General features: G+C 51.1%; 11 protein-coding genes. All 11 read left to right on the top strand.

All coding sequences use genetic code 11. The annotated features are described in order from the left end of the window. Positions 1-25: 25 nt before the first annotated feature. The 11 genes from H503_RS0101385 (at position 26) to infB (ending at position 15,635) form a co-directional block, all read left to right on the top strand. Positions 26-712: an MgtC/SapB family protein gene (locus H503_RS0101385; protein WP_016459447.1), complete on the top strand. Its 687-nt coding sequence runs from the start codon at positions 26-28 to the stop codon at positions 710-712. Between the two features lie 8 nt (positions 713-720). Then, on the top strand, positions 721-4,353 hold the full coding sequence (locus tag H503_RS0101380; RefSeq protein ID WP_026385391.1) for a PolC-type DNA polymerase III: 3,633 nt from the start codon (positions 721-723) through the stop codon (positions 4,351-4,353). A gap of 152 nt (positions 4,354-4,505) precedes the next feature. Then, the gene (locus tag H503_RS0101375) at positions 4,506-6,113 is read left to right on the top strand and encodes an MBL fold metallo-hydrolase RNA specificity domain-containing protein (protein ID WP_014128717.1); all 1,608 of its coding nucleotides are present in this window, start codon (positions 4,506-4,508) and stop codon (positions 6,111-6,113) included. 218 nt (positions 6,114-6,331) lie between these two features. Continuing rightward, positions 6,332-8,152, top strand: a complete 1,821-nt coding sequence (gene typA, locus H503_RS0101370) for a translational GTPase TypA (RefSeq protein ID WP_009015245.1) — start codon at positions 6,332-6,334, stop codon at positions 8,150-8,152. Positions 8,153-8,308: 156 nt separating this feature from the next. Beyond that, positions 8,309-9,607, top strand: coding sequence for a purple acid phosphatase family protein (locus H503_RS0101365; RefSeq protein ID WP_016459448.1), 1,299 nt, complete (start codon positions 8,309-8,311; stop codon positions 9,605-9,607). A gap of 127 nt (positions 9,608-9,734) precedes the next feature. Continuing rightward, a complete protein-coding gene (locus H503_RS0101360) occupies positions 9,735-10,679 on the top strand; it encodes a hypothetical protein (protein WP_009015243.1) in 945 nt (314 codons plus the stop codon). Positions 10,680-10,938: 259 nt separating this feature from the next. Continuing rightward, the gene (locus H503_RS0101355; protein ID WP_009015242.1) at positions 10,939-11,400 is read left to right on the top strand and encodes a ribosome maturation factor RimP; all 462 of its coding nucleotides are present in this window, start codon (positions 10,939-10,941) and stop codon (positions 11,398-11,400) included. Between the two features lie 15 nt (positions 11,401-11,415). Further along, positions 11,416-12,495 carry a transcription termination factor NusA gene (gene nusA, locus H503_RS0101350; protein WP_009015241.1) on the top strand — a complete coding sequence of 360 codons (1,080 nt, stop codon included), beginning with the start codon at positions 11,416-11,418 and terminating at the stop codon, positions 12,493-12,495. Then, entirely contained in the window at positions 12,492-12,758 is a 267-nt protein-coding gene (gene rnpM / locus H503_RS0101345) for an RNase P modulator RnpM (RefSeq protein ID WP_014128714.1), read from the top strand. Before nusA ends, rnpM begins: the two co-directional genes overlap by 4 nt. Beyond that, the gene (locus tag H503_RS0101340; protein WP_014128713.1) at positions 12,755-13,048 is read left to right on the top strand and encodes a L7Ae/L30e/S12e/Gadd45 family ribosomal protein; all 294 of its coding nucleotides are present in this window, start codon (positions 12,755-12,757) and stop codon (positions 13,046-13,048) included. The genes rnpM and H503_RS0101340 overlap by 4 nt, the downstream gene beginning before the upstream one ends. 22 nt (positions 13,049-13,070) lie before the next feature. Then, positions 13,071-15,635, top strand: a complete 2,565-nt coding sequence (gene infB, locus H503_RS0101335; RefSeq protein ID WP_016459449.1) for a translation initiation factor IF-2 — start codon at positions 13,071-13,073, stop codon at positions 15,633-15,635.

Genomic DNA, 15,635 nt, shown 5'->3' with positions numbered 1-15,635 from the left:
GCTGATCGTGAAGGAGGTTTGACCCATGTTTGACACTCAGTTCATGCATCTTGTGCTCCGGCTTCTCCTAACCGCTTTTCTCGGCGGGATCATTGGTCTGGAGCGCAGCGCCGGAGACCGTCCGGCAGGCCTTAGGACCCATGTGCTGGTGGCAACGGGGTCAGCCCTTTTGATGATTGTTTCCATTTATGGCATTGACGGTCATCCTCTGAACCGCGACCCGTCCCGGATTGCTTCCCAGGTTGTGACCGGTGTCGGCTTCTTAGGCGCCGGTACCATCCTGCATGAGGGACTTACGGTCAAGGGGCTTACAACCGCGGCCAGCGTCTGGATGGTTTCTGCCATTGGGCTTACCGTTGGCTGCGGTATGCTTGGTCTGGGGGTCGTGGCTACCATCGTGTCCCTCATTACCTTGATGGCCATTCGGGGAATCGAAAAAAAAGTCCTTCCTTCGGGACGCAATGTGAAAGTAAAGCTCGCCATCGTCTGTGAGAGCAATCCGGACAGTATGATGGATGTCATGGACTACTTTTCCCGTCATAACGTGAAGACCCGCGTCCTTGATATGGCAAGCCGGCCGGAAGAACAAACCTTACGGATCGTTGTCAATGCCAAGATCAGCAAATATGAAAATGCCAATGAAATCCTTGATGGACTCCTCCAACTGAGAGCCGTCAAAAAAATAAAGAATCTGTCGAATATGGAAGAATAGGAGGCATCATGCATTCTGAGAGTTATCGGATCATTCCGGACAGACATAACTTCCTTTCCTTCCTGCAAACGTTGGAACTGTCTCCGGAACAGAATGCCTGTATCAGGAAAATCCCGCTTGACTATGTTGAAATCAATGAGCGGACCAATACGTGGAAGATCTCCTATGGCGTAGAAACCAATCCTCTGGAAGAACAGAACCTCATGGCAGTGGCAAAGAAAATTGCCGCTGCCTGCTGCGTTGAGGAGGTCTCCTTCATCAATGAAAAGGCGAGGGATGTCTATCCTCCCTGTGAGGAAGATAAACCGAGGGATTCCGTGGACGTTGCTTTTTCTTTGCCCGAAATGCCGGAAATGGAAATCATTCCTCTTCCGGAAGAACCGCCGGAACTGCTGGACGAGAATGAAGAACCCATGGATGCGGCCGCGGAAATGACCTTTCAAAGCAAGGCCTATCAAAATGCCCTGCGCGCCCTGCAGCAGCAGGGCAATCAAAAAAGCGGCGGCAAGGATGTCGTCTATGGCCGTAAGATAACGAAAAAACCGCGGACCATGGATGAAATTGTCGAAGAGGAAAACGGCGTTGTCGTTGAAGGTGACGTTGTTGGCTTTGAAGAACGGGAACTGCGGACCAATGCTGTTATCCTTTCTATTTTGCTGCGCGATGAGACGAATGGACTCTTGGCCAAGATCCGTTTTGGGTCCTTTAAGGAAGAAAATGATTTGGTCAAGAACAAGAAGGAGGCAGAAGCTCTCCAGAAAAAGATTCCCAAGGGATCCCATGTCCTTATCCAGGGCAATGTGGAAGTGGACCGCTATGAAAACAGCGAACTGGTCATGACCATCGTCAAGGGCATCATGCTCCTGCCCAAAAAAGCACGGGAAGACAAGTCGGAAGTCAAGCGGATTGAGCTTCACTGCCATACCAAAATGAGCAAGATGGATGGCCTGACGCCTATTGAAGAACTTGTCGATACGGCGGCAAAATGGGGTCACAAGGCCCTTGCCATTACGGACCATGGTGTGGTCCAGGCTTATCCTTTTGCCTATGATGAGGCAGTGAAGTTCAAGGACTTCAAGCTGATTTTTGGGGTAGAAGGATACCTTTGCCACAGTAAGGAAGATAAGAAAAATTACCACATCATCCTGCTGGCAAAAAGCTTTGCTGGCCTGCGGAACCTATACCGCCTTGTGTCCCTTTCCCACTTGCAGTATTTTGGGGGAAAGCCAAAGCGGCCCCGTATGACCAAGGGACTCATTGAGCAGTACCGCGACGACATCATCATTGGTTCAGCCTGTGCAGCCGGTGAAGTTTACCGCGCAATCCTTTCGGGAGCAAGCCACGAAGAGCTCCTTCAAATTGCCGATTTTTATGATTACCTTGAAATCCAGCCCTGCGGGAATAACCAGTACCTGCTCCGCGATGACCGTTATCCGGAAATCAATACTTGGGAAGACCTGCAGACCATCAATAAAAAGATTCTCGCCTTGGGGGATGAATTGGGAAAACTCGTCGTAGCCACTTGCGACGTCCACTTCCTCAATCCTGAGGATGCCATTGCCCGCCGCATCCTGCAGGCCGGTATGGGCTATCCTGATGAGGAGCAGCCGCCCTTGTACCTGCGGACAACGGAAGAGATGCTTGAAGAATTTTCCTATTTGGGGAAGGAACGGGCCTATGAGGTCGTTGTCGAAAATACCAATAAGATCAACGACATGATTGAAAAGTTCAAACCTGTCCCAGACCGAGATCAGCTCTATTCCCCGATGATTCCCGGGGCGAAGGAAAAAGTGGAATCCATGAGTTATGGCAGGGCCCATGAATGGTATGGACCAAAACTGCCTAAAATCGTGGAGGACCGCCTTAAACTCGAACTGTCATCCATTATTGGCAATGGCTTTTCCGTCTTGTATTACATTGCCCACCTGCTCGTCAAAAAATCCAATGACGACGGGTACATGGTAGGGTCCAGAGGCAGTGTAGGTTCTTCTTTTGTTGCAACCATGCTGAACATTACGGAAGTGAATCCCCTTCCGCCGCATTATCGCTGTCCTCATTGCTACCATACGGAGTGGTTTACCGATGGCAGTGTCGGCTCCGGTTTTGACCTTGCTGACAAGGCTTGCCCGGAATGCGGGACCATGATGGTCAAGGATGGCCACAATATCCCGTTTGCCGTCTTTCTGGGATTCCACGGGGATAAAGTTCCTGATATCGATCTGAACTTCTCCGGTGAATACCAGCCGCGGGCCCATAAATACACAGAAGACCTCTTTGGTCGGGATAATGTCTTCCGCGCCGGCACGCTGGGAACCATTGCCGATAAGACGGCTTATGGCTACATTAAGAAGTACTATGAAAACCGCAACGAACCCAAACGGACGGCTTTTATCGAAGGCCTCATCCCAAAGCTTGTCGGTGTCAAAAGGACCACCGGTCAGCATCCGGCCGGGATCATGGTTGTGCCGCGCGATCTTGACGTCCATTATCTGACGCCTGTTTCCTACCCAGCTGACGATCCGACCTGCGGCACCATCACGACCCATTATGATTATTATTCCATCAATGACCGTATCGTTAAGCTTGATATCCTCGGCCACGATGATCCGACCATGATCCGTATGCTTGATAACATGCTGGGGGAGGGCTACTGCAAGAATATTCCTGTAGGCGACCCTGATACGATGGAGCTTTTCCTTAGTACCAAATCCATTGGTGTGTCCCCTGAAGACATCATGACCGACGTTGCGACCTACGGTGTCCCGGAATGTGGGACCCGCTTTGTACGGCAGATGATTTCTGACGTTAAGCCAAAGAATTTTTCCGACCTCCTGCGTATTTCCGGGTACTCCCACGGAACCGACGTATGGCTCAACAATGCTCAGGACCTGATCAAGAACGGGACGCCAACAGAAGATACCATCTCAACTCGTGACGATATCATGAACTGGCTCATCAATAAAGGCATGGAGCCCAGCATGGCTTTTGGCATCATGGAATGGGCCCGTAAAGGAAAAGCCCATAAACAGGGCTTCAAGGCCGAGCAGGAAGAAGCTTTCAAGAAAGCCAATATTCCTGAATTCTATATCAAGAGCTGCAAAACGCTGCAGTATCTTTTCCCTAAAGCCCATGCCGTAGCGTATGTCCTGTCGGCTTACCGCATTGCCTACTGTAAGGTCCATCATCCAAAGGAATTTTATTCGGCCTATTTTACGATCCGGGCCCCGAAGTTTGACTTTGTGGAAGTCCATAAAGGCATCAATTTCATGCGTTCCTTCATCAAGAATGTAGGACAGCAGGGAACAAAGGCTTCTGTCAACGACAAGGAAACGGCCACCTATATGGAACTGGCCGTGGAAATGCTCGCCCGGGGATTTGAATTTGAAGACGTGGACCTGTACCGTTCTGATGCTCATCAATTCATTGTAACCGATAAAGGTCTTTTGCCGCCCTTGGGTGCCATTGGCGGAATTGGCGGTGTCGCCGCTGAAAATATTGTAAAAGCCCGCAGCAAAGGCCCCTTCATTTCAAGGGAAGACTTGCGGAACCGGGCCAAGATCAGCAATACCGCTGTAGAAGTCCTGGCCGACCTGGGAGTCCTTGAAGGCCTGCCTGAGACGGATCAGATTGAACTTTTTTGAGGGATTTCCCCTGCAAGGAGCCGCTACGGCTTGCTGCAGGGGTTTTTCTTTTTGGGTAAAAAAGGGGGAAATTTTTTCCTCTTTTTGTCACATATACATGGTATAATATAGGCAATAATCAGAAAATATTTCCGCTAAGGAAGGTGACTATCATGAAGATCCGGTTCCTCGGTGCCGATAAGGTCGTAACAGGTTCCTGCCACATGCTTGAAGTGGGCAGCAAGAAAATCCTGCTTGACTGTGGCATGTTCCAAGGGCCCAAACTGATCCGCAGCCTCAATCGCAAACCATTTGCCTTTCACCCTGGTGAAATCGACGCGGTTGTACTCAGCCATGCCCATGTCGACCACAGCGGGCTTTTGCCCCGTCTCGTCAAGGAAGGCTTTAAAGGCCCCATTTACTGTACCCATGTAACAAAGGAGCTGTGCGAGATCCTCTTGCCGGACTGCGGCCATATCCAGGAACAGGATGCGGAGATCGAGACCCGTAAAGGACTGCGTAAAGGCAAAGAAGCCGTGACGCCCCTTTATACCGTGGACGACGCGTATCTGGCATTAAAACAGTTTGTCTGCCACGATTATGATGAAAATTTTGAAATTTGTGACGGGGTGACCATTCGCTTCCGTGTTGCCGGTCATATCCTAGGAAGTGCCCTCGTAAATGTCATTGTACGCGAAAACGGCAAGGAAACAAAGCTCATCTATACGGGCGATATTGGCCAGCCAAACGTGCCTATCCTTGATGATCCCCATCAGCTTTCCGGAGCGGATTTCATCATCACGGAATCCACTTATGGCAACCGGGTCCATGAAACGGCAGACCGCGAGGCAGAACTTCTCGAAATCATCAAGGATGCCCTTTCCCGCGGCGGCAACATCATCATTCCGGCCTTTGCCGTTGGCCGTACACAGGTCATGCTCTACTATTTCCAGAAACTCATGTCAAGCGGTAAGCTTCCAACTGTTCCCATTATGGTTGATAGCCCTATGGCCATTAAAGCAACCAAGGTCATGCTCTTCAATCCGGATGAGTATGATGAAGAGGCACGGTCCATCTATCAAAAACAGGGGGGACGCCTCATCGACATGCCCAACGTCCATTATACTGAAACACCGGAAGAATCGCGGGCCATCAATGACATGCCAAGCCCAATGATCATCATTTCTGCCAGCGGCATGGCTGACGCGGGCCGTGTGCTCCATCATTTGAAACACAACCTGTGGCGTAAGGATAGTTCCGTCATATTTGCCGGCTATCAGGCAGAAGGCAGTTTGGGACGGCAGCTCGTGGATGGTGCCAAGAAAGTCAAGATTATGGGCGAAGAAATCGTCGTCGGAGCCAAAATCTATAATATGACCGGCTTTTCGGCCCATGCGGATAAACATCAGATGATGGACCTTTATAAGGGCATGATCCGGCGCCCCAACGCATTCTTTGTGGTCCATGGTGAATACGATTCTGCAGCCACCTTTGCTGAATTGCTTCGGACGGAATTGGGAACAGCTGCCTATATCCCCAATTATGGCGATACGGCTGTCATCGATGGGACGCAGTGGCATATCATCCCGACGGAGGTTGTCCAGATGGAACCGGCTGTCCAGGAATTGAGCGACCTGATGCACAGCCTCGAAAAGACCTACTTGGTCTACAAGGGGCGGATCATGCAGAAAGTGGTCCACAATGTGGCTCTTGTCCCGGATATCAAGGGACGCCTCATGAAGATCAAGAAATACGTCGACGACATCATGAAAAATGTGTAAGCCGTCTTTTCGCCTAAAAAGCGCTTCCTTTACCTCTTTCCGTTGCCCGTGACTCTTTCTGAACGGCGGGAAATCAGGGAATAAGGATTTTCTGTTGACAGTATTCCTTTAAAAGAATATAATTGTTAAGTCGAATTTTGTAGTCTAAGGAGGATGCTTTCTATAAGCATCCTCTTGATTTATCTATCTGAATCAAGTGTAGAGGGGATAAGGCTTTTATGATTAGAAATGATTTGCGTAACATTGCCATCATCGCTCACGTTGACCATGGTAAGACGACTTTGGTCGATGCCATGCTGAAACAGAGCCATGTCTTCCGTGCCAATGAAAAGGTGCAGGAACGTGTCATGGACTCCAATGATCAGGAACGTGAACGCGGCATTACGATCCTTGCCAAGAACACGTCCGTCATGCATGAAGGCACCAAGATCAATATCTTGGATACGCCGGGCCACGCTGACTTCGGCGGCGAAGTGGAACGTGTGCTCAACATGGTAGACGGTGTATTACTGCTCGTAGATGCATATGAAGGCCCGATGCCCCAGACCAAATACGTGCTCCGTAAGGCTTTGGAACATCATCTGAAACCAGTTGTCGTCATCAACAAGATCGACCGTCCGGATCAGCGCGTGGATGAAGTTGTTGATGAGGTCCTTGACCTTTTCATTGAACTGAATGCCTCCGATGATCAGCTTGATTTCCCTGTTGTCTATTGCTCTGCCAAGAAGGGCATTGCGAAACTTTCCATGGATGATGACAGTGATAACCTCGATCCGCTCTTTAAGGTCATCATGGACACCATCCCGGCTCCTGATGTTGATGTGGACGGCCCGCTCCAGATGCTTGCCAATACCCTCGACTATGATGACTATGTCGGCCGCATCGTTGTCGGCCGTATTGTCCGCGGGACCATCAAGAATGGCCAGATGATCTGTCTTATGCACGACGATCAGCGGACCAATGAAAAAATTGGCCGTCTGTATACCTATGAAGGCCTGAAACGGGTCGAGACCCAGGAAGCCAAAGCCGGGGAAATCATTGCTCTCATAGGGCTGCAGGATGTTGAAATCGGCGATACCATTGCTGATTCGGAAAATCCGGAACAGCTCGCTGGCATCAAAGTTGACGAACCGACCCTGTCCATGACCTTTTCGGTCAACGACAGTCCTTTTGCCGGTCAGGAAGGGGATTTCATCACAAGCCGCCATATTCGTGAACGCCTGTATAAAGAAGTGGAAACAAACGTGTCCATGCGTGTTGAGGATACGGATTCCCCAGATACCTTCAAGGTTTCCGGCCGTGGTGAACTCCATCTGTCCGTCCTGATCGAAGCCATGCGCCGTGAAGGGTTTGAACTGCAGGTTGGTAAACCGAGTGTTATCATGCGCCGCGACGAAAACGGCAAGCTCCTGGAACCAATGGAAGCTCTGACCATTGACGTCCCGCAGGACTTCATGGGTCCTGTCATGGAAGGTCTGGGCATTCGTAAGGCCGAACTCCAGAACATGACGGAAATGTCCGGGTATCTGCGCATGGAATTCATCATTCCGGCCCGCGGCCTCATTGGCTTCCGCAGCCAGTTCCTCACCGATACCAAAGGCAACGGCATCATGAATCACGTCTTTGCCGGTTGGGGTGCCTATAAGGGGGATATCCCCGGCCGTACGCGCGGCAGCCTTGTTGCTTTTGAAGCTGGTGAAACGACCGCTTATGGCATTGATAAGTGCCAGGCTCGCGGCACTATGTATATCAATCCGGGTGAACAGGTCTATGAAGGCCAGATTGTTGGGGAAAACAGCCGTGAGGATGATATGGATGTCAATCCCTGCAAGAAGAAGCATGTTTCCAACATGCGTGCCGCTGGCAGTGATGATGCCGTCCGGCTCATTCCGCCGCAAACCTTCTCTTTGGAAGGCGCTTTGGAACATATCAACGAAGATGAAACGGTGGAAGTGACGCCTAAGAGCATTAGGATGAGAAAGAAGATCCTTTCCCGTTTGGAACGCGCCCGTCAAAGAGCCCGCAACGCAAAAGCTTAATCCATATATCCATATATCGAAAGGGTACCGCTTCGGTGGGCCCTTTCTTTTTTATGCTTATGAGGTATGGACCGTCATGCATAAGAAATAGTTTTCTTCCGCCTGATTTTACAGTATGATAGGAGCCAGTAAAACGAAAGGACAAGGTTTTTCCCCATGAAAAGAAGAAAATACGTACTGACGGCCGTCATGTTTCTCATAGCTGCCTTGGTGATATGCTTCACATTGCCTCAGCTGGCAGAACCTCGCTTCCAAGTCGAAAATAAGATTCGTTCCCTTCTCCATCGCTATGATCTGACAAGCCGTGCTGATGCTTATGAAATCCGGCAGATCATGACCCAAGATCCTTCCACGAGTCGGACCTTGATGTGGCAGTCCCAGGATGAAGACAATAGAGCGCTTGCCGAAATCCGGAAAAAAGGGGAGAAGGCAAGCCAAGTTGTCCCGGCCACGTCTTCCGTCTTTACTGATAACGGAGTCACGCGTCATCTCCATACGGCCATGGTGACTGGCCTTACGCCCGGTACAAGCTATGAATACCGCGTTGGCAACGACCGGAAACGCAGCCCCTGGATGCCCCTTGAAACGCCGGCACAGGGCTCTTTTTCGGCGCTTATCTTTCCCGATTCCCAGTCCGCTGATTACAGCGGCTGGAAGGCCCTTGCTCAAAAGGCCTTTAAAGACCATCCTGACGTGTCCTTTTTTGTGAATATGGGGGACCTTGTGGATAACGGGGAGCATGCCTACCAGTGGGATGCCTGGTTTGATGCCCTTCAAGGCGTGATTGAACGGATCCCCGTGGCTCCCCTCCTCGGCAATCATGAGACCTATACCCTTGATTGGAAAGTGCGCCGACCTCTGGCTTATCTCCAGCTTTTTCAGCTGCCTGCAGGCGATGCCCGCTATGCCGGGGAATTTTATTCCTTTGATGTCGGGGAGGTCCATTTCACGGTCCTCAATACCCAGGACAGTGAACTCAAGGCGTGGGAACCGAATCTTCTTAAGGATGAGGCGGAATGGCTGCGGCGTGATCTGGCAGGAACAAAAAAGAAATGGAAAGTCGTTCTTATGCACCGTGATGTGCTGCAGTATGGATTTGCCTCAAGACCGACCCCGCGGGAGGAAGGTTTTTCTGATACAGGACGCTTTTTTATGCCCATTTTTGACGAGGCTCAAGTGGATGCCGTGCTTACGGCCCATCTCCATACCTTCCGGGACCGCGGGCATATCAAGGGGTTCCGCCGTGATGAAACAGGGCCCCTTTACCTTTTGACCGGGGTTGCCGGTGATGTGCAGTACCCGGGGCTATGGAAGCAGCATGCCCTTGACAAGATGGTGGCACCCCAACCGGAGGATAGGAATTATCTGCTTCTTCGGGCTTCAAATGAGGCCTTGGAGTTTATCTGTTATGACAAAAATGGACGAAAGATGCACGCCGTAACCGTTACAAAATAGCTGGAGGAAAGGAAAGCGCCGCGCTTTTCCTTATGCTGCCTTGAGGATAAATTGGCCTGACGGAGCGCTTAAAATATGGTAAAATAAAAAGGTTAAAATAAGTTTTTGGGGGAAAGGAAATTTAGCCATGAAAAAGCAAATCATCACCGTCCTGGTCCTCGGCGCGATTGCAGCCATGCCCTTTTCGGCAGCGGTAAGCGCCGCGGAAAGTGCCCAGTGGCGGAAATATACAACCAGGGCCAAACAAAGAGCTGCCGAGGAAGCGGCTGCTAAGGAAGAAAAAGATAAAGAAGCGGCTCTTGCCCGTCAAAAAGCAGAAGAAGTCCTTTCCAACGAGCCTCTGTGGAAACGCTATACGAGCCGCGGCAAAGCGGCACGAGAAGCGCTTGCGGGAAAAGGCCTGACTGGAGAAGCCCTTGGAACTTCAACCGGAGAAGAGGCTGCACCTAAAAAGACCGTGCAGCCTGAAACATCGGCCCAATCCGTGGCGGGGAGAAAAGAAATGGCAGCCGTCCCAGCAAAGAAAATGGATGTGCCCCAAAAAATGGCGGATCCTATCGCGGAAAAGGCCAAAGCAAAATCTGTGGCGGAACAGGAAGAGCCTTCCTGGAAAAAGTATTTGAGACGGGCGGAAGAAAAAAATAAAATGAGGCAGGAATCTACGGAAGAAGCGGCAACATCCTCCCAAAAAGGAAACAAGCTTTCAACCCTTGAGGAAGAATCTCTTCCCACCGTGCCGAGTGACAAGGAGGCTGCCTGGGAACTGGCTGCCATGAACTCCCACTATGAAGTCTATTTTGATTCCCGTTCCCTAAGCTATGATAAAGAGACGGGCATACTGACGGTCTGGAACAAATGGGTCCGCCGGGGAGGTAACACGACCTTTCTTTATTCCCGTTACGATGTGAGACTCAAGACCTATATGGACCTGTACCGCGCGGATTACAGCCGCCGGCAGGGCACCATGATCAGCGAGTCCACCGTCCGTGACAGCGCTTGGACGCCCTTATCTCCTCATACGCTGGGGATGGAGTTATCCCAGGCCTTAAACGCGTATCTGCTCAACCAATAAGGCGGGAAGCCGAAGAGAGCGCACAGTTCCTTGCCTTTCCTTGGCGTACGTGTTATAATGAACGATAGAAAACTGAGGCAAACCTTGGAGAGTGGGTATTTATACCCGCTCTTTCGTTTACAAGGAGCAAAAGGAGCATGCTCCCAGTCGATTTTCCTTCTCCCTGGAAGTGGGGAGGGGGCAGCAAGGTGCGGACCGATGTTTTGCTCCAATATCCGGTGCTCTCCGGAATCATGAATGAAAAAGAAGCAGGTGCCAAATGGACAAAAAGAAAATCGTGGAACAGGTCAGCGAGCTCGCCCTTCCCATTTGTGAAGCGTGCGGCGTAGAACTTGTCGATGTGGAATATGTCCGGGAACGGGACTGGTATCTCCGGGTCTACATCGATAAAGAAGGGGGTATCGATATCGATGACTGCACGGCTGTAAGCGGTGACCTTGAAAAAGTATTGGATGAAAAAGACGTCATCAAGGAACAGTACTATCTGGAAGTCTCTTCCCCCGGGATTGACAGACCGCTTAAAAAGGACAGTGATTACGTCGATCACTATGGAAAAAAGATTGATGTATCCTTTTATGCCCCGTTTGAAGGCAAGAAGGTGCAGACCTATGAACTCGTCAGCCACGATGAAGCCCATTTGGTCGTGAAAAACTTCAAGAAACAGAAAGTGACCCTGGAGCGGTCGCTTATTTCATCTGTCAGACCACATTTGGATTTTTAAGGGAGGATTTTACAAGTGAATGCGGATTTTGTAAGAGCCATTGCGCAGCTGGCCAAGGAGAAGCATATTTCTCCGGACGTACTGTACAGTGCGGTGGAAGAGGCGCTCATCACAGCCTATAAGAAGAATTTCGGCTCCACTCAGAATGTCAGGGTTTCCATGAACAAGGAAAATGGGGAAATCCACGTCTATGCGCAGAAAAATATCGTAACGGAAGTGGAAAATCCCCTGACCGAAATCAGCCTTGACGAAGCGTTCAAGCTGAACCCGCGCTATCAGGCGGGGGACGTTGTGGAAGAAGAAGTGACGCCCAAGAACTTTGGCCGCATTGCTGCCCAAAATGCCAAACAAGTCATTGTCCAACGCATCCGCGAAGCAGAGCGAGGGATGGTCTACGAAAAGTATTCCGATCGGGAAAACGATATTGTTACCGGAACTATCCAGCGCATCGAGGGCCGCAACATCTTTGTCGATCTGGGCACGGCCGAGGGAACGCTCCTTCCCAACGAACAGATTCCGGGGGAAACCTATGAATACCATCAGCGGATCAAATGTTATGTGGTCGAAGTCAAAAAGACGACCAAGGGGCCGCAAATTATCCTGTCACGGACCCATCCTGGTCTTTTGAAACGTCTTTTTGAATTGGAAGTGGCGGAAATCCAGGATGGAACTGTCATCATTGACAGCGTTGCCCGTGAACCGGGGATGCGCAGCAAAATTGCGGTCCACAGCACCAATCCCAGTGTTGACCCTGTTGGTGCCTGCGTCGGTCCTAAGGGAATGCGTGTCCAGACCGTTGTTGATGAATTGGGCGGCGAAAAGATTGACATTGTCAAATACAGTGACAATCCGGAAGAATATGTCGCCAGCGCCCTTTCCCCATCGAAGGTCGTATCGGCAGCAGCCGATGCCGAACACAAGATTTGCCGTGTCGTCGTACCTGACTTCCAGCTTTCCCTTGCTATTGGCAAGGAAGGCCAGAATGCTCGGCTTGCAGCTAAACTCACTGGCTGGAAAATCGACATCAAGAGTGAGACCCAGGCTCGTGAAAGTGCGGAAGCCGCAGCTGGTGAAGAAAACGGGGATGAAGCATGAAGGTCAAGAAGATCCCGCAGCGGAGCTGTATTGGCTGCGGCACCAAAAAGGACAAGAAGGATCTGATTCGCATCGTTCGGACACCGGATGGGGACATTGTCCTTGACCGGACCGGAAAAAAGGCGGGCCGCGGTGCCTATGTCTGTGATGATCCCAGCTGCATCCAAAAAGCCTTTGCTTCAAAGAGCTTGGAACGGGCTTTTGACATACCTGTATCCAAGGAATGCAAGGATGCCTTGTTAGAGGAACTGAAAAAATCATGAAGACCGATGAACAGCTCTATTTTGCTTTGGGCCTTGCCCAAAAGGCAGGAAAGACCGCATCTGGCGATATGGCCGTCAGCGAAGCCCTGAAAAAGGGAATGGGTTGCTATGCTGTCCTTGCCGAGGACGCAGCACCCCGGACGGTCGAAAAAGTGGTGGCTCTCTGCAAAGAGACCCATGTTCCTTTTACCAAACGTCTTACAGCCGCAAGGCTTGGCCAAGCCCTTGGGAAGGCCCCTCGCGCTGCTGTCGTGTTATTAGATAAGAACTTTATGAAAATGATGATATAGTCGTTTTACTGGAGGTGTGCGGATGACAAAATTTAGAATATATGAGATCGCCAAAGAAATCAATGTGGACAGCAAGGAAATCGTGTCCTTCCTGAAGGGCCGCAACATTGCTGTCAAGAGTAACCTGAGCTCCGTCGATGAAGGGGTCCGGCAAACGGTCCTCAAGGAAATGGGCCGCAAGGGAAATGGACCCAAAGCCCCGCAAAAGGTTCAGGCGCCTCAGCAATCTTCTGGCCAGCCGAAGGAACGAGTTGCTCCCAAGGCTGCTCCTGTTCATCCAGCGCAGCCTGCTCAGAAAGACCAGCAGCGGGAAGACCGCCGCAAGGAAGGCCACAATCAGCAGGGAAGCCAACATGGCGACCATAACGGTCATGGCGGGGAGAGCCGTCGCCCTGACAATCGGGACCGTCAAAACAGCGGCCGCATGAATCAGCAAAATGGTCAGCGCACTCAGCATAATGGAGCAAGCACTGCCCATAATGACCATAATGATCGCAGCCGCGGCAGCCAGCAGAACCATGGCAGAGCAAATGGGAATGGCCCCCGTCATAATGACAATCGGGATAACCGCGGCGGTACCAGCAATAACCGCCGCAGCCAGAACAATCCCCGCAATAACGGCGGCCGTCCGCAAAACAGCGGATTCAATATGAACAGCCCCCATGCCGGAAAGGATATGGGAAAAAGAAACCAGAACTTCGGACATAAGGAGAAAAAGGAAAAAATCAAGGGATCGTACGCAAGCCGCGATACACGCCCCTTACGCAGTGCAGATCATATGATGAAAAACCATAAACACAAAAACAACAACCAGGCCGCACCGAAAAAGCAGGCTGAAGTCGTTCGTCCGACGAGCATTGAAGTAGGCGAGAGCATCAGTGTCAAGGACTTTGCCAAACTTTTGTGCCGCGATGTCAATGAAGTCATCAAGAAGCTCTTCCTCTTAGGGAAGATGGTGACCATCAATCAGGAAATTGACCATGAAACGGCCGAGCTCGTAGGTATGGACTTCAACTGTGAAATCAAGGAACCGCCTCCTGAACAGGATCCGACGGAACTTCCGGAAGTCGAAGATGATCCGGCCAAACGCAAGCCCCGTCCCCCTGTTGTTACCGTCATGGGTCACGTTGACCATGGGAAGACGTCCCTTCTTGACGCTATCCGTAAGACCAATGTGACGGCCCGTGAAGCTGGCGGGATTACGCAGCACATCGGTGCCTACCGTGTTATTTGCCAAGGCAGGCCCATTGTCTTTTTGGATACGCCGGGCCATGAAGCCTTTACGGCCATGCGTGCCAGAGGGGCTCAGGTCACGGATATTGCTGTCCTTGTTGTTGCCGCGGACGACGGCGTCATGCCCCAGACACTGGAAGCCATCAACCATGCCAAGGCCGCCAATGTGCCTGTTATCGTTGCCATCAACAAAATCGATAAAGAAGGGGCCAACCCTGACTTTGTCATGCAGCAGCTGTCCGAACACGGTCTCATTCCGGAAGCTTGGGGCGGCGATACCATCATGGTTCCTGTTTCGGCCCGCCAGAAGACGGGGATTTCCGATATCCTTGAAATGATTCTCTTGGAAGCCGATATGCTCGAATTGAAAGCAAACCCCGACCTGCCCGCCCATGGTACCATCATTGAAGCTAAACTGGATAAGGGCCGTGGACCGGTGGCAACGGTCCTTGTTGACCGCGGGACGCTCCATATCGGTGATTCCATCCTTGCTGGAACAACTTATGGCAAAGTCCGTGCCATGGTCAACGACCGGGGTGAAAAAGTAAAGAAGGCCGGCCCTTCTACGCCGGTTGAGGTCCTGGGCCTCAACGATGTGCCAGAAGCCGGTGACTTCCTTGATGCAACGGATGAACATACGGCGCGCGTTGTTGCTGAAAAACGGCTGGATAAGCAAAAGATGGACGAGCAGAAGAAAGCCAAGGTTTCCCTTGATGATATCTTTAGCCGTATCCAGGAAGGGGAAATGAAGGACCTGAACATCGTTGTCAAAGCCGATGTCCAAGGAACCATCCAGGCCCTTGAACAGGCCCTTACGAATATCAAGAACACGGAAGTCAAGGTTGTGATTGTGCACTCCGGTGTCGGTACGATCAACGAATCGGACGTCATGCTCGCCAGTGCTTCCAATGCCCTCATCATTGGCTTCAACGTTCGTCCTGATGCCAATGCGCGCAAAGCTGCCGAGACCGAACAGGTCGATATCCGGACCTACCGCGTCATCTATGATGCCCTCAATGATGTTGAAGCGGCTATCAAGGGGATGCTGGCACCGAAGTTCCGGGAAAAGATCATTGGCCATGTTGAAATCCGTAAGGTTATTCCCATCAACAAGAACCTTATTGCCGGTGCTTATGTCAAGGACGGGAAGATTACGAGAAACGCCAAGATTCGCCTTGTCCGCGACGGAATCATTGTCCATGAAGGTGAACTTGATTCCCTGCGCCGCTTCAAAGATGATGTCAAGGAAGTTGCGGCCAGCTATGAATGCGGTCTCACCCTTGCCGACTATCGCGATATCAAGGAAGGCGACCAGCTCGAAGTCTACATCATGGAAGAAGTCGCAGCTGACTAA

Origin of the sequence: Acidaminococcus intestini DSM 21505, from assembly GCF_000425045.1 — a bacterium.
Taxonomy (GTDB): Bacteria; Bacillota; Negativicutes; order Acidaminococcales; family Acidaminococcaceae; genus Acidaminococcus; species Acidaminococcus intestini.
Note: the sequence above shows the minus strand (reverse complement) of the source record. Positions and strands in the feature narration are given on the sequence as shown.